The organism is Actinospineispora eucalypti (assembly GCF_039543365.1).
In the GTDB taxonomy this organism is placed as follows: domain Bacteria; phylum Actinomycetota; class Actinomycetes; order Mycobacteriales; family Pseudonocardiaceae; genus Pseudonocardia; species Pseudonocardia eucalypti.
On record NZ_BAABJP010000008.1, the window covers coordinates 263,424 to 284,346 of the forward strand.

Sequence of the window (20,923 nt, forward strand, 5' to 3'; positions counted from 1 at the left end):
CGGGTAGTCGGGGCGGATGGCCATCGCAAGCATCAACCCGGCGACCGGGCAGACCGTGGCGGAGTTCGACGAGCTCCCCGACGAAGAGCTGGACCGCAAACTGACCCTGGCGGCGGAGGCGTTCAAGACCTACCGGCGTACCACGTTCGCCGACCGGGCGGCGCTGCTGCGCGCCACCGCCCGGCTGCTCACCGCAGACACTGACCGGCTGGCCGGGCTGGCCACGCTGGAGATGGGCAAGACGCTCGACTCGGCGGTGGCCGAGGTCGGCAAGTGTGCCAAGGCCTGCGAGTGGTACGCCGAGCACGGCGAGGCCATCCTCGCCGACCGGCCACGCGAGGTGTCCGGAGCCACGGTGTACACCCGCTATGAGCCACTGGGGCCGGTGCTGGCCGTCATGCCGTGGAACTTCCCCTACTGGCAGGTCTTCCGGTTCCTCTGCCCGGCGCTGATGGCGGGCAATGTCGGGCTGCTCAAGCACGCCTCCAACGTGCCGCAGGTCGCGCTGGCCATCGCGGAGGTGACCCACGCCGCCGGATTCCCACCCGGGGTGTTCCAGACCCTCCTGGTCGGCTCCGGCCGGGTCAACTCGATCATCGACGACGAGCGCGTGCGGGCGGTCACGCTTACCGGCAGCGAGCCCGCCGGCCGCCAGGTCGGAGCCCGCGCCGGTCAGAATGTGAAGCCCAGCGTGCTCGAGCTCGGCGGCAGCGACCCGTTCATCGTGATGCCCTCGGCCGACCTGGATGCGGCCGTGACGGCGGCCGTCGGTTCCCGGATGCTGAACAACGCGCAGTCATGCATCAACGCCAAGCGGTTCATCGTGCACGAGGCGGTGGCCGACGAGTTCACCCGCCGGATGGTGGAGCGCCTGGAGAGCATGCGCGTCGGGGACCCGACCGCATCGGACACCGACCTCGGTCCGCTCGCCACCTCGGCCGGGCTGCGCGAACTGGACGAACAGGTGCGGGAGACGGTGGCCGCCGGCGCCCGGGTGGTCACCGGCGGGAAGCCGCTCGACGGCCTGGGCAACTTCTATCCGCCGACCGTGCTCACCGACATCCCCGACGGCTCCCGCGCGCACCGCGAGGAGCTGTTCGGCCCGGTCGCACTGATCTGGCGCGCGCGGGACGCCGACGAGGCGATCCGGATCGCCAACGACTCGCCGTTCGGCCTCGGCGGCAGCGCCTGGACCCGGGACGTGACAGAGCGGGACCGCTTCGTCACGGAGATCGACACCGGCATGATCTACATCAACCGCTTCACCGAGTCCACCCCGGAAGTACCGTTCGGCGGGGTGAAGAACTCCGGCTACGGCCGCGAGCTCGCCGAGTTCGGGCCGCGCTCGTTCACCAACGCCAAAACTGTCTGGGTGGAGGCATAACCTACCGGCATGATCAGCAAAGACGTGCTCGCGGACGGCTTCGGCCGCATCCAGGAGGAAGTGCACAACGCCGTGACCGGCCTGGGCGCCGACCAGCTGGCTCGCCGCATCGACGAAAACGCCAACTCGATCGCCTGGCTGGTCTGGCACCTGACCCGGGTGCAGGACGACCACGTCGCCGAGGTCGCCGGCCGCCAACAGGTGTGGCTGGCCGACGGCTGGCGGGACCGCTTCGCGCTGGACCTGCCGGCCCGGGCCACCGGCTACGGCCACACCCCGGCCGACGTCGCCCGGGTGCGGGTGGATGCGCCGGAGCTGCTCACCGGCTACTACGACGCCACCCACGCGGTGACCCTGAGCTACCTGGACACGCTGCGCGACCAGGACCTGGACCGCGTGGTCGACGAGCAGTGGGATCCCCCGGTGACCCTGGGCGTCCGGCTGGTCAGCGTGCTCTCCGACGACCTGCAACACGCCGGCCAGGCGGCGCTCCTTCGCGGGCTGTTCGCCGGCCGATAAACGTGGCGCGTCGTGCCCCGGCGACGCGCTAGGTTCGTGAGCGGGCAACGGAGACGATGGAGGCGGCGTGGCGGACGAGGGGTACGCATACCGGAGCGCGGCGGAGCAGGCGGCCGCGCTGGCGGCGGGCGAGGTCTCGGCGGTGGAGCTCGCCGAGGAGGCGATCGCCCGGATCGAACGGCTGGACCCGGAGATCAACGCCGTCTGTGTACCGGACTTCGACCGGGCGCTGGAGGCCGCCCGCGCGGCCGACGCGGCGAGGGCCGGCGGTGACCAGCGGCCCCTGCTCGGGGTGCCGATGACCGTCAAGGAGTCCTACGACGTCGCCGGGCTCCCCACGACCTGGGGCTTCTCCGACTTCAAGGACCACGTGCCGGACGCCGATGCGGTGGCGGTGGCGCGGGTGAAGGCCGCCGGAGCCGTGGTGCTGGGCAAGACCAACGTGCCGGTCGGCCTCGGCGACCTGCAGAGCTACAACGACCTCTACGGCACCACCCGCAACCCGTGGGACCCGGAGCGGATCCCGGGCGGGTCCTCCGGCGGCTCGGCCGCCGCCCTCGCCGCCGGCTACGGGGCGCTGTCCATCGGCTCGGACATCGGCGGGTCGCTGCGCAACCCGGCGCACTTCTGCGGGATCTACGCGCACAAACCGACCATCGGCCTGGTGCCGGCCCGAGGGCACTCCGCGCCCGCCGCCCCGGTGGTGCCGGCCGAGTCCGACCTCGCCGTGGTCGGCCCGATGGCCCGGACCGCGGCGGACCTGACCTCGCTGCTGGACGTGATGGCCGAGCCGGACGAGCTGACCACCGGGATCGCCTACCGCCTGGCGCTCCCGGCCGCCCGGCACGACCGCCTGGCCGACTACCGGGTGCTGGTGGCGGACACCGAGGGACTGATCCCCACCTCGAACGCGGTCCGCACCGCCATCGACGAGTTCGCCGCCAACCTGGCCTCCTCGGGAGCGAAGGTGTTCCGGGACAGCCCGCTGCTGCCCGACCTGGTCACCGCCGGGCGGGTCTACTCGCGCCTGTTGATGTCGACCCTGGGCGCCTTCTTCCCGCTGGAGATCTACCAGGCGGCCCGCGCCGCAGCCGAGCAGCTGCCGGCCGACGACCGCAGTGGCGCCGCCGAGCGGGCCAGGGGCATCGGCCTCAGCCACCGCGACTGGATGGCGGCCGACATCGAGCGGAACGTACTGCGCGAGCGCTGGCGCGCGCTGTTCGGTGAGATCGACATCGTGCTCTGCCCGGTGACGCCCACCGCGGCCTTCCCGCACGACCACAGCGACCTGGCCACCCGCCAGATCGACATCGACGGCACCGGCCACGTCTACTTCGACCAGGTCTCCCTGGCCGGCGTGGCCACGCTGCCCGGCCTGCCGGCCACCGCGTTGCCCGTCGGCCGCTCGCCGGAGGGGCTGCCGATCGGGGTCCAGGCGATCGGCCCGAGGTACGAGGACCGCACCACGCTGCGCTTCGCCGAGCTGGCCGAGCGCGAGTTCGGCGGCTTCACCCGCCCACCTCTCGACTGAGGCGTGCCCCAGTGCGGCGGCCGGGCCGAACGACTCATCCCCCGCCGGACCCCAGGATCACGGTCGTTGCCGTTCTTCCCCCGAACGCCCGGCCGCCGACCAGCCCGCGCAACTGCGAGGGGAGTGTAGAGGGTACACAGCGTACCCTGTAAACGCCAGGCGGGGAGTTTCGCGTGCTCAGCGGACCTCGGGGAAGAGGCGTAGCGCGTGCAACGCGGCACTGAGCTCCACCGCCTCGGCGGGGTTCTCGGCCGAGCGCCCGGTGCTCTCGGCGATGCGCCGCAGGCGGTGCCGGACGGTGTTGGGGTGGCAGTAGAGCCGCTCGGCGGTGGCCTTGGTGTTGCCGCCGGTGACCAGCCAGGTCTCCACCGTGTCCAGCAGTACGTCCTGTTCCTCCCGGGGCAGCCGCAACAGCCCGCCGAGCACGCCGCGGGCCATCTGCACGGCCGCCTCCGGCGCCGCCACCACCAGGGTGGCCAGCGGGGTGGCGGCGAACCGCTGCACCCGGGGCTGCCCGGTCTCCGCCGGGGCGGTCACGCTGTTCAGCGCGATCTTGGCCAGGTAGTGCGCCCGGGGGGTGTCCGCCAGGTCGGTGTAGGCGGGGCTGACCCCGATGCGCGCCGAGGTGCCGAGCCCCATGAGCACCCCGACCACCACGTCCAGCTCCCCGCCGTCGTTGCCGGGGGCGCCCAGGGTGCCGGGGGGCACGGCGGGCGCGTCCGGCCCGGGCGAGGGCAACGAGAGCACGCCGACCTGCATGTTCGGCAGCAGCCGCCAGACGGACTCGATGCCCTCCTCGCGCAGCCGGGTGGCCACCCCGGGCAGCGCCTCGATGCCCACCTCGCCGGCCTCGCCCGCGACCACGGCGAACAGGCCGTCCCGGGGCAGGCCCAGCTTGGCGGCTATCTCCCACACCGTATCGGGGCCGAGGCCCTGGATCAGCGCCTCCACCAGCGCGGCCCGCCGGCGCTCGCGCAGCTCGGCGAACTCGGAGAGCGCGTCGCGGTAGGCCTCGGTGGCGGCGGCGGAGAACTCGTCGGCCACCCACCAGAGCAGGGTGGCCGTGCGTACCAGGTCCCGCTCGTTCCACCGGCCCTCGCGGATGACCTCCTCGGCGGCCGACTCCCAGAACTCGACGAAGCCGATCCGATAGCTGCGCAACATCTCGCCCATCGGGACGCCCTGGCGGGCGCGGGTGCGCCCGGTGGCGATCGCCGCGGTCAGGTCCGTCGGGCCGCTCGAGGAGACCGAGGCGAACAGGCACTCCACGTTCCGCCGAACCGAATCCTCGAGCGAGCCGGCCTCCACCGTGCGCAGGTCACGGTAGATCGGCATGGCTTTCTCGATCCGCTCCACAATGGCCGCCGAGATCGCCGGCAACCGCGCGCGCAGCGCCGGGATCACCGCGTTCAGGGCCCGGGTCGGTTCGGGACTTTGCAACTCGTTCACCACGCCGTCGCTCATGAATGATGGAAACCGTCAGCATGACAGTCCCGCCGGCCGCGGTGGTCGCGACCGGCGGGACTGTAAGGCGATCAGTTGGCGATCGGCGCGTTCGGCGAGAGTCCCCAGAACAGCTGGGTACCGAGCACACCCACAATGTGGATCAAGACCATGTTCAGCATCATGGACTTGGCGGTATTACGTCCCACACCGACCGAACCACCACGCGCGGTGAAGCCGTAGTAGCAGCCCACGAAGGTGATGACCGTCCCCATAGTCATGATCTTTATCAACGAGTACAGGAAGTCGGCCGGGTTCTGGTACAGCCAGAAGATGTACAGGTAACCACCCGGGGAAACCCCGCCGAGGTTGACCACGGTGATGATGTACTCGGTGACGTACATGACGCCCAGGCCGACGGTGTAGAGGAACGGCATGGCGATCCACACCGCCAGGACCCGCGTACCGACCAGGTAGCTGCGGGACTTGACCCCCATGACTTCCATGGCGTCGATCTCGTCGGCGATCCGCATCGAGCCCAGCTCGGCCACCAGGCCACAACCGACCTTCGCGGCGAAGATGTAGCCCCACATGTAGGGCGCCATCTCCCGGATCGCGCACCAGGCGTTGAACACACCGGAGTAGATCGGGGCGCCGATCTGCTTGAGGGTGTAGGCGGCTTCGAGCCCACACTCGGTGCCCATCACGCCCTGCATCACCCAGATGATCAGGCCGCTGGACAGGATCAGGATCCCGGCCTGGTGCAGCACCTCGCTGCTGTACTTGCGTACGTCGGGGAACGAGCGGATCACGCTGCCGGAGAACCGGGCGATCTCCCCGACCGAGGCCAGCACGCTCTTGAGGCCGTTCTCCTTCGGCAGCTTGTTCCCGGAGATCGAACCGGGAGCGCCGCCGGGCTGCTCGGTTTCAGTCACAGTCATTTCGGCTCCTCCTCCCGGTTACCGGTAGACCTGCATGTCGGGGTTCAGCCCCAACATCAACGTGGTGAACGCGAAGTTGAACATCCAGATCCCGGCGAAGGCGATCACCACCGCCTGGTTCACCGCCCGGCCCACGCCGATCGGGCCGCCCTCGGCCCGGTAGCCCTTGTAGCAGCACACGATGCCGATGATCAGACCGAACAGGGAGGTTTTGACCACGCTGCACCACATGTCGGTGGTGGTCGCGTTGTTCCAGAAGTTGGCGAAGTAGGCGCTGGGGTTGGCGTTGAGCTCCCAGGCGGCGATCAGGCCGCCGAACACGCCGAAGCACAGCGCGACCACGTCCATCAGCCCGGTCATGATGGTCAGGGCGATGACGCGGGGCAGGATGATGGTGCGGACCGGGTCGACGCCGAGGACCTCCATGGCGTCGAACTCCTCGCGGATACGCCGGGCACCGAGGTCGGCGGTGATGGCGGTGCCCATCACACCGGCGACCACCATGGCGTTGATCCACGGGGCGAACTCACGCACGCTGGCCATCAGGAAGAACGAGCCCAGCCGTTCCGGAATGCCGAACAGCAGGAAGATGTTGCCGCCCTGCAACCCGGGTGCACCCATGCCGAACGCGGTACAGGACACGATCATCGGCAGCCAGCAGAGCTTGAGCGTCTCGAACATCTGCTCACGCACATCGCCCCAGTACCCGACCGGTTTGGTGATGGCGCTCTTCGCGACCTCAAGGAAGAGGTCGAACATCTCGCCGGCCTGCTGCAACGGGCGCGCGGCCAGGCCGGGCGCTTTGCGCAGCCCACTGCCGAACTTCGGCAGTAGAGCCGCCCTCGTCCTCCCCGGCCCGCGGGGAGCGCTGGTTCGCATTGCGCTCATGGACGGTCTCCAGTTCATCGATGGCCACCCCGCGCCAACGCGGGGTTAGGGGAAGGTTAGGCGCGGGTAAGCGCTACCAACCCGCTGCTCCCCTGTTCGGACGCATCGGATGGTGCCGCGACACAACGTGGCGCCCGCCCCGTTGTGTCGCGGCACTCACCGCATGGCGTGGCGGCTACTCGGTGCCTTCCCAGGGCTGGGTGCGCCGGGGCCCGCGCGGACGCCAGATGGTGTCCGGCAGCTCCTCCTCGACCACCCTCGGCTCGTTGCGCAGCACCCACACGAAGGGGTCGCCACTGAGGCGCGTCTCCGCGTCCCCGTGGGACAGCAGCACCTCGCCGCCGCGCGACCGGACCTGGATCACCACCCGGCCGGCCTGCCCTTCTCCGGCAAGCAGCCGGTCACCCAACCTGACCTTGGACGCGCGTACCCGCACCCTCGCCACCAACGGAACCGAACCTCATCCACATCACGAAGCCGCCCCGCGCGGGGCCGTCAGCCAACCGTACTGAACAGATCGTCCAGGCTGGTGCTCGAGCGTTCGCAACCGGGGTGCACGCAAGCCGCGAAACAACGAGGAGGGAGCCACCGGCGGTCATCCGATGGCTCCCTCCCCTGGCAAGCCGGAGGACAGGGAGTATGTCCCTCCGGCGGCTGGCGCCGAGCTAGCGCTGGCTCACCGACCGGTCGTCGGAGGCCCCCCCACCGCCACCTCCGACGACCGCTTGCGCACCGCGTACCAACCGATGGCCAGCGCCGCGGCGACCAGCGGAATCGAGTAGAACGCCACCTTGCCGGCGATGTCGTGGGAGAAGCCCAGCAGAACCACCACGAGCAGCAGGAACGCCAGCGTGAGGTAGTTGCTCCAGGGCGCCCACGGCATCCGGAACTTCGGCGCCTCCAGCTCACCTCGCGCCACCTTCCGGCGCATCGCAATGTGCGCCACCAGGAACGACGACCAGGTGATTATCGTGCCGAGCCCCGCGACGGCGATTGCGATGTCGAACGCCTTGGACGGCACGAGGTAGTTCAGGATCACGCCGAACACGTAGATGATCGCGGTGAGCGCGATCCCGCCGGCGGGTACGCCCCGGCTGCTCACCTTGGCGGTGAACGCCGGCGCCTGCCGGTCGGCGGCCATGCTACGCAGGATGCGCCCGGTCGAGTAGAGCCCGGAGTTGACCGAGGAGAACGCCGCCGTGATCACCACCAGGTTCATGATGTCGCCCGCTGCCGGCACCCCGAGCTGCGAGAACACCAACACGAACGGCGACTCGGTGGGTCCGTACGCGGTCCACGGGAGGATCATCACCAGCAGCAGCACCGAACCGCAGTAGAACAGTGCGATTCGCCAGGCGACCGAGTTGACCGCCTTGGGAATGATCCGCTTGGGGTCCTTGGCCTCGCCGGCCGCGATGCCCACCATCTCCACGCCGTTGTAGGCGAAGATGACCGCCTGCAGGCTCAGCAGAGCGATGCCGAAGCCCAGGGGGAAGAAGTCCGACCAGACGCCGCCACCGGTGAACAGGTTCTGCGGGCCGGCGAAGCCGTTGCCGATCTCCGCGTGGCTCACCACCAGCCAGGTGCCCACCACCAGGAATGTGGTAATTGCTAGAACCTTAATAATCGCAAACCAGAACTCGAGCTCGCCGAAAAGCTTCACCGAAATCATGTTGACCGCGCACACAATAGCCAGCGCAACCAATGCGCTGACCCACTGTGGCATGTCGGGCAGCCATTTATGGATGTAGATTCCGATAGCGGTGAGCTCGGCCACCCCGGTGAATGCCCAGTTCACCCAGAAGGTCCAGCCGGCGACGAACCCCGCCCACGGGCCGATGAACTCCTTGGAGTACGTGACGAAGCTACCTGAACTGGGACGATGCACCACCAGCTCACCCAGTGCCCGCATGACGAAAAACGCCGCCAGGCCGCATGTCAGGTAGGCCAGGATCAGTGCTGGACCAATTTCCTTGAGTCGGCCGCCGGCGCCGAGAAAAAGCCCGACACCGATCGCGCCGCCAATCGCAATCATCTGGACCTGGCGGTTACCCAGGTCTTTATGATAACCCTCGTCCGAGCTAGTCAGGTCCGCAGCGGACCCTTCGGACCTCAGTGTGCCCACGGAGACCCCCTCCTTGGTCTGGGCGTCATCGCCCACTCGCAAAAGTCGTGACCGCAATCACCTAGCAGCATTCAACCTTGCATCCATTTGGTAAAGTGAAAGCTTTCGAACGTTAAGATTCACTAGAGCCGAAAGATCGGTGCCATGCTGGACCTTCACCGCCTGCGCCTGCTCCGGGAGCTCAAGCACCGGGGAACCCTGACCGCGGTGGCCGCCGCGCTGTCCTACAGTCCGTCCACCATCTCCCAGCAGCTGTCCCAGCTGGAGCGCGAGGTCGGCGTGCCGCTGCTGCAGCCGGACGGCCGGCGGGTCCGGCTGACCCCTCAGGCGGAGATCCTGGTCGGCCACACCGAGGCCATCCTGCACCAGCTGGAGGCGGCCGAGTCGGATATCGCCCGGTCGCTGACCACGCTGACCGGCACGGTCCGGGTCGCCGCATTCCAGACCGCGACCCTGGCACTGGTGCCGGGGATGCTGACCTTCCTGCGGGACGGACACCCGGAGCTGCGGGTGGAGCTGCTCCAGCTCGACTCGGAGACCGCGCTGCGCGCACTGCTCAACCACGACTTCGACCTGGTGATCGGCGAGGAGTACCCGGGCCAGTCCGTGTCCCGCCCCGGCGAGCTGGAGCGCCGCGAGCTGCGCACCGACCGGATGCGCCTGGCTCCCCCGGTCGGGGACTCGCGGAGCCCCACCGTGCTGAGCCAGCTCGCCGACCATCCCTGGGTGATGGAGCCCGCCGGGTACGCGTCCCGCAGCTGGTCGGTCGAGCTGTGCCGACTGGCCGGCTTCGAGCCGGACATCCGCTACGAGACCAGCGACATCCTGGTCCACCTGCGCCTGGTGGAGCTCGGCCACGCCGCGGCCGTGCTGCCGGACCTCATCTGGTTCGACCGGTTGCCGACCGTCCCGCTCCACGACATCCCGCTCGGCGCGCCCACCCGGCGGGTGTTCACCGCCACCCGGCACGGCAACAGCCAACACCCGGCCATCACTGCCTGCCGGGACGCCCTGGAGCGGGCGGCGCAGAGCATCACCCCACGCCTTTCCTGACGAATAAATAATACTCAATTATATAGCAGCGATGCCACCTATCGTGTTACGTCACTTCGCGGGGCGGCCGGCGGAATGTAATCTTCGTTAAGTGAGCGTTGGGGTGCCCACCGCACCGTACAGGCTTCCGCTGGTAGGACACGTGCCGGCGCTGTTCCACGCGCCGATGCAGACATTGGGCAAAGCGCGAGAATGCGGCGACATCGTGCGCCTTCATCTCGGCTCCGAAAGGATCTATCTACTCAATTCGCCGGAGTTCATCCGCCGGGTACAGGTCACCGAGGCGGACAGTTTCGACCGGGGCCGGATCTTCGAGAAGGCCCGGATGTTCGTCGGGCAGGGCCTGGTCACCACCGACGGCGCCTTCCATCTGCGCCAGCGGCGGATCATGCAGCCACTGTTCCACCGCGACCGGGTGATCCGGCACGTCGACGTGATGCGGGAGCGGACCGCGCGCATGGTCGCCACCTGGCGGCCCGGCCAGCGCCTGTCGCTGGACCACGCGGCCACCGATCTGGCGCTGGCCATCCTCACCGACTCGATCTTCCGGTCGGACATCGGCCCGGCGACCATGCGGGGAGTTCGGGACTCCCTGCCCACGGTCAACGGCGGCGTGCTGACCCGGGCACTCCTGCCGGACTGGTGGCAGCGCGTGCCCACCCCGGGGAACCTCCGGTTCGCCCGGGCCCGGGTGCGGCTGCGCGCCGCGGTGGACGCCGGCATCGAGGCGCGCAAGGCCAGCGGCGCCCGGCCGGACGACCTGTTGTCCGCCCTGCTGGACGCCCGCCATCCGGACAGCGGCGAACCGATGAGCGACCAGCAGCTCCGCGACGAGGTCATCACCATCCTCATGGCCGGCACCGAGACCACCGCGAACACGCTGAACTGGCTGTTCTACGAGTTGGGCCGGGACGCCGGGATCGAGCGGCGGCTGCACGCCGAGCTTGACTCGGCGCTCGGCGGGCGCCCGGTCACCGCCGACGACCTGGCCCGGCTGCCCTACCTGGAGCGGGTGATCGACGAGACCACCCGGCTCTACTCGCCGGTGTGGTTCCTGATGCGCCGGCTGACCGCGCCGGTCGACTTCGGCGGGGTACGGCTGCCGGTCGGTGCGCAGGTGGTGTACAGCTCCACCGCGCTGCACCGGGACCCGGGCATCTTCCCCGACCCGATGCGGTTCGACCCGGACCGGTGGGACCCGGAGCGCTCCGGCCGGACGCCCCGCGCGGCGTTCATCCCGTTCGCCGCCGGGCGCCACCGCTGCCTGGGCGAGAGCTTCGCCAAGGCCGAGATGGCAGTGGTGGTGGCGACCATCGCCGCCGAATGGCGCCTGTGCCACGGCCGCCGGCGGCTGCGTGAGCGCGCCCTGGGCACGCTGCGGCCCAGCACCCTGCACTTCACCGCCCGGCCCCGGACGCGCCCAATATGCTGAGTCCACCGGTCGCCATCCGGCACTTCTGTCCCGTCGAACCCGCGATCCATCCCGATATGGACCTGCTGGAGCGGCGCGCGATCGCCTGGCTGGGGCGGTTCGACCTGGCCGAGGGGCCGGTGTCCAAGGCCCGGCTGATCGGCACCAACAGCGCCGAGTTCTACGCCCGGATCGCGCCGAGGGCCCCGGTCGAGCGCATCCAACCCGCCGTGCACTGGTGCTACTGGGGGTTCGGCTACGACGACGCCCGCTCCGAGTCGCGCGGGACCAGCACCGCGCGGTCGGTGAGGCGCGGCGCCGAGGTCCTCCGGGTCGTCGAGTCCCCGCCGCCGCACCCCGGCCTCACCGATCCGTACCTGCTCGCGCTGGCCGACATCCGCGCCGGGTTCGGCCGGTTCGCCACCGACACCCAGCTGCGCCGGTGGACGAACGCGCACCGGGGCTGGCTGGCCGGCGTGGCCTGGGAGGCCAGCAACGACGAGCGCGGGGTGCTGCCCACCCTGGCCGAATACCTGGCGATGCGGCTGGGCTCGTGCGGCGGCGAGCCGACCACCGCGATGATCGAGATGGCCAACGGGGCCGAGGTGCCGGCCCGCGAGATGGACGCGCCGCTGGTGGTCGCGCTGACCGAGTCCGCGCGCCTGGTGGCCGCGCTGGACAATGACCTGGTCTCGTTCGCCAAGGAGGTCCGCCCCGACCGGCCGGGGCAGGTCCTGATGAACGTCATCGAGCGGCAGGACCGGTGCACACCCGAGCAGGCCTGGACCCGGGCCGCCGGGATCCGGGACCGGGTGATGGTGCTGTTCCTGCGCCTGGGCGACCGGCTGCCGGCGACCGCCAGCCTGGAGCTGCGGGAGTACGTGCGCTGCCTGGCCCACACCATCCGGGGCAACCTGGAATGGAGCCTGCGGGTGCCGAGGTACCAGAGCGCCGACCAGACCCGGCCGGCCTCGAACGACGCGGCTTCAAATGACGCAGCTTCAAATGGCGCGGCCGCGCCGGAGTGGACCGAGCGGCCCGGCGACCCGGACCCCTCCCCCTTGCCGGTGCCCCGGGTGGCCTGGTGGTGGGACCTGCTCTGAACCTGTCGGTCAGGAGGGTGCGCGGCCCAGCCAGCCGTACGCGGTCTGCCGGGAGATCCCGAGCGCGCGGGACATCGACTGCACCTCGAGGCCCTCGTCCCGGCCGATGGTCAGCAGCTCACGCTGGCGGGCCCGCAGCTCCTCGATCCGCGCCGCCACGTCCCGCATCTCGGCGAGCAACCGGTCCGCCTCCGCGCTCGCCCCGGCTCGGGAGTGGCCCACCCCCGGCCGGGGGAACTCCCGCACCGCGCCGGCGTCCCACCGCCGGCGGTTCCGGTCGTCGAAACCGGGCAGCGGCTCGGGCGCCAGGCCCCGGGAAACGTAGCCCAGCCAGGTCGGCGTCTTGATCCCCCAGGCCCGCGCGCACTCCGCACTGGTCCACGTCTCCTCGGCGGCCATCCGACTAGCATCTCCCGGCGGCCCCCGGATGGCGAGCCCGGCGCGCCGAGCGCGCCGCCGAGCGCGTGCCCAATTAGGCGCGCGCGGGGAGACGTCAGCGCGGAGCGCGCCGCCGAGCGCGTGCCCAATTAGGCGCGCGCGGGGAGACGTCAGCGCGGAGCGCGCCGCCGAGCGCGTGCCCAGTTAGGCACGCGCGGGAGACGCCAGTGCGGAGCTACCGGGCGACGTAGGCGGCGAGCGCGGCCTGCACCTCGTACACGTCCACGCCCTTGCCGAACTTGAACGACAGCGGCGCGGGCCGGCCGGAGACCCACACGGTCAGCTCGGCATCCAGGTCGAAGGTGCCGGCCGTCTCCACGCTGAAGCTGGTGATCGCGCGGTAGGGCACCGACTGGTACTCCACCTTCTTGCCGGTCATGCCCTGCTTGTTGACGAAGATCAACCGCCCGTTGGTGAACAGGATGACGTCCCGGATCAGCCGGTAGGCGGCCTGTATCTGCTCGCCCTGGCCGAGCAGCCGTCCGTACTCGCGGGTCGCGGCGCCCGGATCGACCCGGGAGGCGTTCCCCATGACCCCATCTAGAAGACCCACTGCAATCCTTCCCTACGGTGTGCCGACAGGGTCTCCCGAGGTTGCCGCGGCGGGCCAGGATATTTCGGGGTTATCCGGGTGTCCCGCCACGCAGCCGGGCGACCTCCCGCTCGGCGCCCTCGGTGAGTGCGCCACCCCGCGAGCCGGCCAGCTTGGCCCGCACGTGCTCTCCCACGGTCACCGGCTCGTACCGCGCCGGACGGTCCGGACCCACACAGGTGGGCAGCGGGGAGATCACCGCGTCCACGTTGCCGTCGTGGAAGAAGGCGGCCGACCGCCGCCGGACCAGCTGTCCGTCCAGCCTCGGCGGCACCACCCGGTGCATGGTGGAGATCCACAGGTCGTTGGTCCACCGGGCGAGGCCGTCGCCCAGGTTCACCAGCAGCGCGCCCGGGGCCGGGGTCACCGGGTGCCATCCGCCGTCGCCGCCCAGGATCTGCAGGCCGGGCACCGGGTCCGCCCAGAGCACGGTGACGATCCCGTAGTCGGTGTGCGCGCCCATGCCCAGCTGCTCGGGTTCCAGCCGGGTGCCGGCGGGCGGCGGCCGGTAGTTGATGGTGCGCAGCACGTCCACCGAGTGGTCGGTGACCGGGGTGAAGTAGTCCTCGCCGAGGCCCAGGGCGCGGCCGAAGATCCTGGTCATGGTCCGGGCCACCCCGCCCGCCTCGGCGAACCAGTCGGTCACCGCGTCCCGGTAGCCACGCAGCTGTGGCCACACGTTGTCCGGGTAGTCCGCCGGCGGCAGGTCCAGCCCGGGGAAGTCGCGGGCCTGCGCGCCCACGTTGAACGCCTCGAACAGGTCCGCCGCGCTGACCAGGCCGAGGCTGTTCGCCAGCGCCTCCGACCGGGGCGGGGTGTAGCCGCGGTTCACCCCCGGCGGGCAGCGGTAACCGGCCTTGAATCCGGTGTCCTGGCCGAAGAAGTCGTCCATCGCGGCGACGAACGCGTCGATGGTGCGGTCCGCAATGCCGTGCCCGACGACCTGCATGAAGCCGACGGTGCGTGCCGCGCCGTCCACGGCGGCCGCCACCGCGTCCCGTTCAACCTCGCCGCCGCTCCGGAACGGGCCGATGTCGATCACCGGTACGGAAAGCACGCCGCCGGTGGTCTGCGCTACCGCCATGTGAGCACCCCCGCCGGCGATGATAAGCATGCCTGGTGCGAGCGCGACAGATTCCGGTCCTGGTGATCGCCGGTTTCCTCGGGGCGGGCAAGACCACGCTCCTCAACCACCTGCTGGCCAGCAGCCTGGACACCCGGATCGGGGTGATCGTCAACGACTTCGGCAGCGTCGGGATCGACGCGATGCTGGTCGGCGGCCAGGCCGCCGGGATGGTCCCGCTGACCAACGGCTGCCTGTGCTGCATGGTCGGTGAGGAGGGCGTGGCCCCGCTGCTGGCCCAGCTGGCGGCGCCGGAGGCCGGCCTGGACGTGATCGTCATCGAGGCCAGTGGTATCGCCGAGCCGGGTGAGCTGGTGCAGCTGGTGCTGACGTCCGGAAACCCGAACACCCGGTTCGGCGGACTGGTCGAGGTGGTCGACGCGGTGGAGTTCGAGCGCACCCGGGCCCGGCACGGCCAGCTGGACCGGCACGTCGGGCTGGCCGACCTGGTGGTGCTCAACAAGGCCGACCGGGCCGGCGCCGACGGCCTGGCCTCGGTGCGCGACCGTTGCCGCTCGCTGAACCCGAGGGCACCGCTGGTGCCGGCCACCCACGGCGCGGTCGACCCGGCGCTGCTGTTCGACATCGGCGAGGTGGCCGGCCGGCAGCTGCTGCTCGGGCAGGCCCCGCACGACCACGCCGGCCACCTGCACGCGGCGTACGAAGGGCTCTCCTTCGCCAGCGACCGGCCAATCGACCCTCGCCGGCTGATGGCCTTCCTGGACGAACGCCCGGAAGGCATGTACCGCGTCAAGGGCTTCGTCAACTTCGGTGTGGCGGGGCACCGCGAGCGCTTCCAGGTGCACGCGGTCGGCCGCTACCTGCGGTTCGACCGGGGGCCGTGGCCGCGCGGGGCGGCGCGGCGGACCACGCTGGACCTGATCGGCTCCGGGGTGGCCCTCGACCCGGTTCGGGCCGCCCTGCGCGAATGCGAACGGACCTCACCGGCCGAGCCCGACGACATGCTCGCCGTGTTCCGGTACACCTTCAACTAGGAGGTTGCGATGATCTTCGATTTGCCGGTCGACCAGCAGCTGTTCGCGGTCTTCGTGGTGACGTCGCTGATCGCCATGCTCGCCCCGGGGCCGGACATGCTGTTCGTGCTGGGCTGCGGCGCGCGGGGCGGCCCACGCGCCGGCCTGCTGGCAACGGCCGGCGTGGCCACCAGCGAGGCCGTACATATCACGCTGGCCGCCGCCGGCCTGGCCGCGCTGTTCGAGGCGGCGCCGACCGTGTTCACCGTCGTCCGGGTGGTCGGCGGTGCGTACCTGATCTACCTGGGCATTCGAATGATCAGGGACCGGGGCAGCGCGCTGGACGACGCGCCCGGGGCCGGGGTCGCCTCCGGCCGGCGGGCCTACCTGCAGGGCGCGCTGACCAATCTGATCAACCCGAAAATGGTCACCTTCACGCTGGCGTTCCTGCCCCAGTTCGTGAACCCCGCGCTGGGTCACGTGTGGGCGCAGTTCGCCGTGCTCGGGGTGGTGTTCATCGCGCTGGAGTTCCTGGTGGACGGCACGGTGGGGGTGCTGGCCGGGCGGATCGGCGGCTGGCTGCGCCGGAGGCGGGCGGCCCGCCGAAACCTGGACGTCGCGTCCGGCACCCTGTTCGTCGGCCTGGGCATCCGCCTCGCGGTGGAACGCTAGCTGGTCAGTAGCGCGTGCAGCTTGTGCACGGTGTTCCAGTTGCGGCCGGTCACCACGATCTTGAACCGCTTTTCCACAAAGGTGCTGACGTCCGGCGCCTTGAGGATGCCGTCCGGGCATGACTGGTAGATCACGCCGTCGCCGAGCCTGACGGCCGCCGGGTCCAACGCGGTCGGGTCGTGCACGGCGAGCAGATCCGGGTCCAGCGTCTCGGAGAGGAACAGGGTGAGCATGCGCGAACCGTTGGTCTCGGCGGTGACCAGCGGGTTGCCCGCGATCACGGCGGCCAGCTCCGGTCCGGTGCGCAGCAGGCTGGCCACCCGGGTCCCGTAGCGCCCGGCGAGCGCCTCCTCGATGTCCTCGAGCAGGCCGGCCCGGTCGCTACTCGGGCTGTCGAACACGGCGTTGCCGCTGTTCAGCAGCGTCCGCACATCGGTGTGGCCGAGCCCGGCCAGCAGCTCCCGCAGCTCCGCCATGGCGATCTTCTTCTTGCCGCCGACGTTGACACCCTTCAGCAGCAACGCATACCGCGTCACCAGCTCAGCCTACGGTCCGCCGAAAAGTGTCGGTGGTCGAACATATAATCGAACACATGAGCGACGGGCTTGGTGAGCGGCTGGCGGGGATGCCCGTCGGTCCGGAGCTGGCCGCCGTGTTGGCGTCGGTGGATGTGACGGCGGTGCCGAACGGTTCGGTCATCGATGTGTTGCAGGCCTCCGCCCGGCAGCGCGCGCATACCGACGGGGTATATCTGCGGGCGGTCGCCTCGACCCTGGAACGCGACCCGTCCGCCGGGCCGGATTCGGTGGCCCGGTTGGCCGAGCCGGATCGCTTCGCGCCAGACGAGGTTCGGGCCGCGCTGGTGATGACGCGGCGGCAGGGGTGGAGTGAGTCCGAGTTCGCCTACCTCCTGTGTCGAGGCTTGCCCTCCGTGCACGCGGAGATGCTGGCCGGGCGGATCGACCGGGACCGGGCGTGGGTGTTCGTCCACCACCTGGCCGGCCTACCGGCCGGGTTGATCGCCAAGGTGCTGAACGCGGTATTGGCGGCGGCGCCAGGGTTGACCACCGGCCAGCTACGCGCCCGGATCTTGAAACTGATCCTCACCGCGGATCCGGATCGTGCCGAGGATGTTTATCAGCGGGCGTTGGGTGAGCGGGCGGTGGTGGGCTACCTGAACCCGGACGGCACCGCGGTGATCAGCGCGTCGGGTCTACCCCCGGACGAGGCCGCCGCCGCGACCGAACGCATCGCCGCGCTGGCCCGAGCGGCGAAACGCGCCGGACACCCCGGCCGGATCGATCAGCTGCGCGCGGACATCTACCTGCGTTTGTTGGACGGCCGCTTCCACCACCTGACCCACACAGAGATGATCACCGCTCTGCTCGCCGAGGCCACCCAGACCCAAACCCCACCGGCCAAACCCCCAACCACCGAAGCGACGCCGGTGCGAGCCACACCCCTAAAAGCCACGACGGACAAACCAGTAACGGCCGAACACCCGGCGGGCACCGAACCGGACAGCGCCGAACCGGACAGCGCCGTGCCAGAAAGCGCCGAACCAGAAAGCGCCGAGCCGGACGGGGACCGTTTGGATCGTGCCGAGCCGGACTGGACGGCACCAGATGACGCCCCGCTGGCCGGGGATGGCCCGCGCGACGACCAGCCGGCTTCCGTGTCTCGAAAGACGGCCGGCGAACGCGAACCCCTCGGACGGGTGGCCGGGATCGAGGTCCGCGCCCGGCTCGACAGCCTCGCCGGGGTCAACCAGCTCCCCGGCGAACTACCCGGCTGGGGGCCAATTCTCGCCGACACCGCGCGACGGGCGGTGGCCCGCCAACACCACGGCCAGTGGCGGTGGGCGGTCACCGACCACGAGGGCTACCTACTCGCCGAAGGCCTCACCCGCCGAAGACCCACCACCGGCCCACCCGGACACCACGCCGACGGCGGAATCGTCGAACTGGCCATCCCGGCCACCGTCCTGGCCCGACTGGCCGAAGACCCACCACCCGCCTGGGCCGGGGTGATCGGCGACATCGCCACCCAATACCAACACGCCCGCACCACGCCCGACACGGACCTCGACGGCCAGGCGGGACGGCGGTTTCCTGGGAATGGGTTGCGCCGATACGTGCAGATCCGCGACCGCACCTGCACCGCGCCCGGCTGCCGGCGCCCCGCCACCCAGTCCGAGCAGGACCACACCCACGACCATCAACACGGCGGCCTCACCACTCACACCAACCTGGGACCAGGCTGCAAACACGACCATCGGCTCAAACACGAAGGAGACTGGATCGTCACCCAACCTCAGCCCGGGAGGTTCATCTGGACCAGCCCGCTCGGCCGGGCCTATCACACCCGAGGAGAACGCATCACCGACCCACAGGAGGATCCGCCGCCCTTCTGAACCTGCCGGTACACCCACGACGTCGCAAGGCGTTGATCACTTAGATTCCTGCGGGTGCGGACGGCCCGCTCGGGCGCGGGGCGCGGGTGGCGTCTGCGTGGTCTTCACGGCCTGCGGTGCCGGTTTCGCCACCCGGGCCGCGGGTGCCAGCCGCCCAACAACGACCAGCCTCGACAATTGAGGCCTGGCGATCGGGCTGGCCGCTGGGCGCCGGGCACCGGAGCATTCGTCGCCGCTCTGGTGGTACTCGGCTGGGGCACTCGGTGGCTGGGGCGCTGCTGTTGACTTCCGTCCGCTGGGCGACTCGCCGGTTCCTGGCCGGACCCAGCGGCCGCGCGGTAACCACCGTGGCCACCTGCGGCTACCTGGGTCACCTCACGGGATCGGGCATGGTGCTGGTCGGTTCAGCCGGTCGGGAGTCGTGACCGGGTGGACAGCGCGGCGATGCTGGCGGCCACCAGCACCAGTGCGCCGCAGGCGCCGAACAGCATCGGCAAGCCGGCGGGCAGCAGGGCACCGGCGAGCGCGAAGGACAGCGGGTCGAGGGCCACCGCCGCCAACGCGACCAGGCTCATCACGCGGCCGGAGAGACACACCGGGACCAGCTCCTGCAGCCAGGCCACCAGCACCACCCCCAGGTAGGCGGCGCCGACACCGATCACCGCGCACACCGCGATGGCCCAGGCCAGATTGGGCGCCATACCCAGCCCGGCCAGCCCGATCCCGATGGTGGCCGTGCCGCCGGCACACACCGCGCCCCGGTGTTTCGGCGGCCGCGCGCCGGCCGCGAGCAGGCCGACCGCCGACCCGATGCCGAACCCGGTGAACACCAGGCCGAGCATCGCCGCGCCGCCCAGCCGTTGCTCGGCCAGCACCGCGCCGCCAACCATGATCGGCCCGACCACGGCGACGTTGAGCACCGCGATCACCAGCAGCATCCCCCGCACCACCGGCTCGCCGAGCGCGTAGCGGACGCCCTCCACCAACCCGGCCAACCCGGCCGGCCGTGCCGTATCGCGGTGTGTGGACGACTCGTCCGGCGGGGCGGTCGACGAGCGAGCGCGGGTCGACAACCCGACCCGCCGGCCGAACCGGCGGGCGAAGGCGACCAGCGCGATCGTGGCCAGGAGGTAAAGGCAGACCACCGCGCTGAGCGCGCCTCCCAGCCCGGCCACCGCGACCAGCCCGGCGGCCAACGCGGGCCCGAACAGGTCACCGGCCGACTCGGCGCCCTGCACCAGCGCGTTCGCCCTGGTAAGCCCGGCGGGTGGGACCACCCGAGGGAGCAGCGTGAGCGAGGCCGGGTAGTAGAACGCGTCCAGCACCCCGAGCAACCCGGCCAGCGCGGCGATCAGCACCAGGGACGGCCGGCCGAACAACACCAGCGCGGCCAGCGCGCCGAGCGTGGCCGTGCGCAGCGCGGTGCTCACCACCACCAACCGCACCGGCGGCACCCGGTCGGCGAGCAGCCCGCCCAGCGGGAGCAGCACCGCGCGGGGCACCGCTGCCACGGCCAGCACCAGGCCCAGGGTGGTGCCCGCGCCGGCTACATCCAGCACGAGCAGGGTCAGGCAGACCAGGAACAGCTGCTCGGACACCGAGGCCAGCGCCTCGCCCAGCCACAGCCGGCGGAACAACGGGTCGGCCAGCGGGCGGGTGCCGGTCAGGCCCGCGCCAGCGTCTCCCGGGCGCGCCGAACTGGGCGCACGCTCGGCAGCGCGCTCCGCGCTAGCCATCCCGGGCCCCGGCCCCGTCGAGCAGGGTGGTCAGCACCATGCCGGGGGCGGCGACCGGCGCGAGGCGCCCCAGCGAAACCTGCTCCCAGGCGCTGTAGACCAGGGAGTTCAGCGCGGCGACCACCCAGTCCGCCGGCAGGTCGGCGCGCAGCACCCCGGCGGAGACCGCCCGGCCGACCAGCTCCCGCACCGGTGCGTCCAGCACGTCCAGCCGCGCCATCAGGCCGGCCTCGGCGTCCAGTGAGCGCTCGCGGAACAGGAACTCCATGCGCGCGCCGAGCGGGAGCAGCGCGGTGACCAGCCGGCCCAGCACGGACGGGAACTCGTGGCCGGGTGCGTCCAGGCCGACCTCCCGGTAGGTGCGCTCCAGCTGGTCGAGTGCGTCCTCGGCCAGCGCGAGCAGCAGGGCGTGCCGGGTCGGGTAGAGCTTGTGCAGCGTGGTGCGGCCGATGCCGGCGGCGCGCGCCACATCGGCCAGGGACGCGCCGGGGTCGGCCACCAGCACCTCGGTCGCGGTCTGCAGCAGCGACGGGCGGGACGGTACCGTTCGGTGGCGAACATCCATGTTCATAACTGT

20 protein-coding genes are annotated in these 20,923 nt (G+C 70.9%); 9 read left to right on the top strand and 11 right to left on the bottom strand.

What is annotated here, in order from left to right; translation table 11 throughout:
- The first annotated feature begins 16 nt into the window (after positions 1 to 16).
- From ABEB12_RS12215 to ABEB12_RS12225, 3 genes are all read left to right on the top strand, one after another.
- Positions 17 to 1,384 (top strand): aldehyde dehydrogenase family protein, encoded by a 1,368-nt coding sequence (locus ABEB12_RS12215; RefSeq protein ID WP_185061723.1) that lies wholly within the window; start codon positions 17 to 19, stop codon positions 1,382 to 1,384.
- Positions 1,385 to 1,393: 9 nt separating this feature from the next.
- Complete coding sequence (locus tag ABEB12_RS12220) at positions 1,394 to 1,903, top strand: mycothiol transferase (protein ID WP_185061722.1); 510 nt, start codon at positions 1,394 to 1,396, stop codon at positions 1,901 to 1,903.
- 67 nt (positions 1,904 to 1,970) lie between these two features.
- The gene (locus tag ABEB12_RS12225) at positions 1,971 to 3,434 is read left to right on the top strand and encodes an amidase (RefSeq protein ID WP_185061721.1); all 1,464 of its coding nucleotides are present in this window, start codon (positions 1,971 to 1,973) and stop codon (positions 3,432 to 3,434) included.
- A gap of 177 nt (positions 3,435 to 3,611) precedes the next feature.
- Here ABEB12_RS12225 and ABEB12_RS12230 read toward each other — a convergent pair whose 3' ends face one another.
- From ABEB12_RS12230 to ABEB12_RS12250, 5 genes are all read right to left on the bottom strand, one after another.
- Complete coding sequence (locus ABEB12_RS12230; RefSeq protein WP_185061720.1) at positions 3,612 to 4,898, bottom strand: helix-turn-helix domain-containing protein; 1,287 nt, start codon at positions 4,896 to 4,898, stop codon at positions 3,612 to 3,614.
- A 71-nt stretch (positions 4,899 to 4,969) separates the two neighbouring features.
- A complete protein-coding gene (locus ABEB12_RS12235) occupies positions 4,970 to 5,818 on the bottom strand; it encodes an ABC transporter permease (protein ID WP_185061719.1) in 849 nt (282 codons plus the stop codon).
- 18 nt (positions 5,819 to 5,836) lie between these two features.
- Positions 5,837 to 6,706: an MlaE family ABC transporter permease gene (locus ABEB12_RS12240; RefSeq protein ID WP_345702763.1), complete on the bottom strand. Its 870-nt coding sequence runs from the start codon at positions 6,704 to 6,706 to the stop codon at positions 5,837 to 5,839.
- A 175-nt stretch (positions 6,707 to 6,881) separates the two neighbouring features.
- A complete protein-coding gene (locus tag ABEB12_RS12245) occupies positions 6,882 to 7,142 on the bottom strand; it encodes a hypothetical protein (RefSeq protein ID WP_185061718.1) in 261 nt (86 codons plus the stop codon).
- A gap of 240 nt (positions 7,143 to 7,382) precedes the next feature.
- On the bottom strand, positions 7,383 to 8,741 hold the full coding sequence (locus ABEB12_RS12250) for an amino acid permease (RefSeq protein ID WP_185062998.1): 1,359 nt from the start codon (positions 8,739 to 8,741) through the stop codon (positions 7,383 to 7,385).
- A 234-nt stretch (positions 8,742 to 8,975) separates the two neighbouring features.
- Between ABEB12_RS12250 and ABEB12_RS12255 the strand changes: the two genes are divergently transcribed.
- The 3 genes from ABEB12_RS12255 to ABEB12_RS12265 all read left to right on the top strand — a co-directional run bounded on the left by ABEB12_RS12255 (position 8,976) and on the right by ABEB12_RS12265 (position 12,398).
- A complete protein-coding gene (locus tag ABEB12_RS12255; protein WP_185061717.1) occupies positions 8,976 to 9,884 on the top strand; it encodes a LysR substrate-binding domain-containing protein in 909 nt (302 codons plus the stop codon).
- 91 nt (positions 9,885 to 9,975) lie between these two features.
- The gene (locus ABEB12_RS12260; protein WP_185061716.1) at positions 9,976 to 11,316 is read left to right on the top strand and encodes a cytochrome P450; all 1,341 of its coding nucleotides are present in this window, start codon (positions 9,976 to 9,978) and stop codon (positions 11,314 to 11,316) included.
- Positions 11,310 to 12,398 (top strand): terpene synthase family protein, encoded by a 1,089-nt coding sequence (locus ABEB12_RS12265; RefSeq protein ID WP_185061715.1) that lies wholly within the window; start codon positions 11,310 to 11,312, stop codon positions 12,396 to 12,398. The genes ABEB12_RS12260 and ABEB12_RS12265 overlap by 7 nt, the downstream gene beginning before the upstream one ends.
- Before the next feature lie 9 nt (positions 12,399 to 12,407).
- Here the strand turns inward: ABEB12_RS12265 and ABEB12_RS12270 are convergent, their stop codons facing one another.
- The 3 genes from ABEB12_RS12270 to ABEB12_RS12280 all read right to left on the bottom strand — a co-directional run bounded on the left by ABEB12_RS12270 (position 12,408) and on the right by ABEB12_RS12280 (position 14,512).
- Positions 12,408 to 12,797, bottom strand: a complete 390-nt coding sequence (locus ABEB12_RS12270) for an RNA polymerase sigma factor (RefSeq protein ID WP_185061714.1) — start codon at positions 12,795 to 12,797, stop codon at positions 12,408 to 12,410.
- 214 nt (positions 12,798 to 13,011) lie between these two features.
- The gene (locus ABEB12_RS12275) at positions 13,012 to 13,389 is read right to left on the bottom strand and encodes a PH domain-containing protein (protein WP_185061713.1); all 378 of its coding nucleotides are present in this window, start codon (positions 13,387 to 13,389) and stop codon (positions 13,012 to 13,014) included.
- Positions 13,390 to 13,459: 70 nt separating this feature from the next.
- A complete protein-coding gene (locus tag ABEB12_RS12280) occupies positions 13,460 to 14,512 on the bottom strand; it encodes an isopenicillin N synthase family oxygenase (protein WP_185061712.1) in 1,053 nt (350 codons plus the stop codon).
- Between the two features lie 35 nt (positions 14,513 to 14,547).
- Here ABEB12_RS12280 and ABEB12_RS12285 point away from each other — a divergent pair, with 35 nt between their 5' ends.
- Positions 14,548 to 15,546 (top strand): GTP-binding protein, encoded by a 999-nt coding sequence (locus tag ABEB12_RS12285; RefSeq protein WP_185061711.1) that lies wholly within the window; start codon positions 14,548 to 14,550, stop codon positions 15,544 to 15,546.
- A gap of 9 nt (positions 15,547 to 15,555) precedes the next feature.
- Positions 15,556 to 16,197, top strand: coding sequence for a LysE family translocator (locus ABEB12_RS12290; RefSeq protein ID WP_345702764.1), 642 nt, complete (start codon positions 15,556 to 15,558; stop codon positions 16,195 to 16,197).
- On the opposite strand, the gene ABEB12_RS12295 is transcribed toward ABEB12_RS12290, so the two are convergent.
- A complete protein-coding gene (locus tag ABEB12_RS12295) occupies positions 16,194 to 16,733 on the bottom strand; it encodes a DUF1697 domain-containing protein (RefSeq protein ID WP_185061710.1) in 540 nt (179 codons plus the stop codon). The genes ABEB12_RS12290 and ABEB12_RS12295 overlap by 4 nt on opposite strands.
- Positions 16,734 to 16,789: 56 nt before the next feature.
- On the opposite strand from ABEB12_RS12295, the gene ABEB12_RS12300 reads away from it, so the two are divergent.
- Positions 16,790 to 18,610 carry an HNH endonuclease signature motif containing protein gene (locus tag ABEB12_RS12300; protein WP_185061709.1) on the top strand — a complete coding sequence of 607 codons (1,821 nt, stop codon included), beginning with the start codon at positions 16,790 to 16,792 and terminating at the stop codon, positions 18,608 to 18,610.
- A 404-nt stretch (positions 18,611 to 19,014) separates the two neighbouring features.
- Here the strand turns inward: ABEB12_RS12300 and ABEB12_RS12305 are convergent, their stop codons facing one another.
- The gene (locus ABEB12_RS12305; RefSeq protein WP_185061708.1) at positions 19,015 to 20,346 is read right to left on the bottom strand and encodes an MFS transporter; all 1,332 of its coding nucleotides are present in this window, start codon (positions 20,344 to 20,346) and stop codon (positions 19,015 to 19,017) included.
- Positions 20,339 to 20,911, bottom strand: a complete 573-nt coding sequence (locus ABEB12_RS12310; protein WP_185061707.1) for a TetR/AcrR family transcriptional regulator — start codon at positions 20,909 to 20,911, stop codon at positions 20,339 to 20,341. The genes ABEB12_RS12305 and ABEB12_RS12310 overlap by 8 nt, the downstream gene beginning before the upstream one ends.
- Positions 20,912 to 20,923 lie beyond the last annotated feature (12 nt).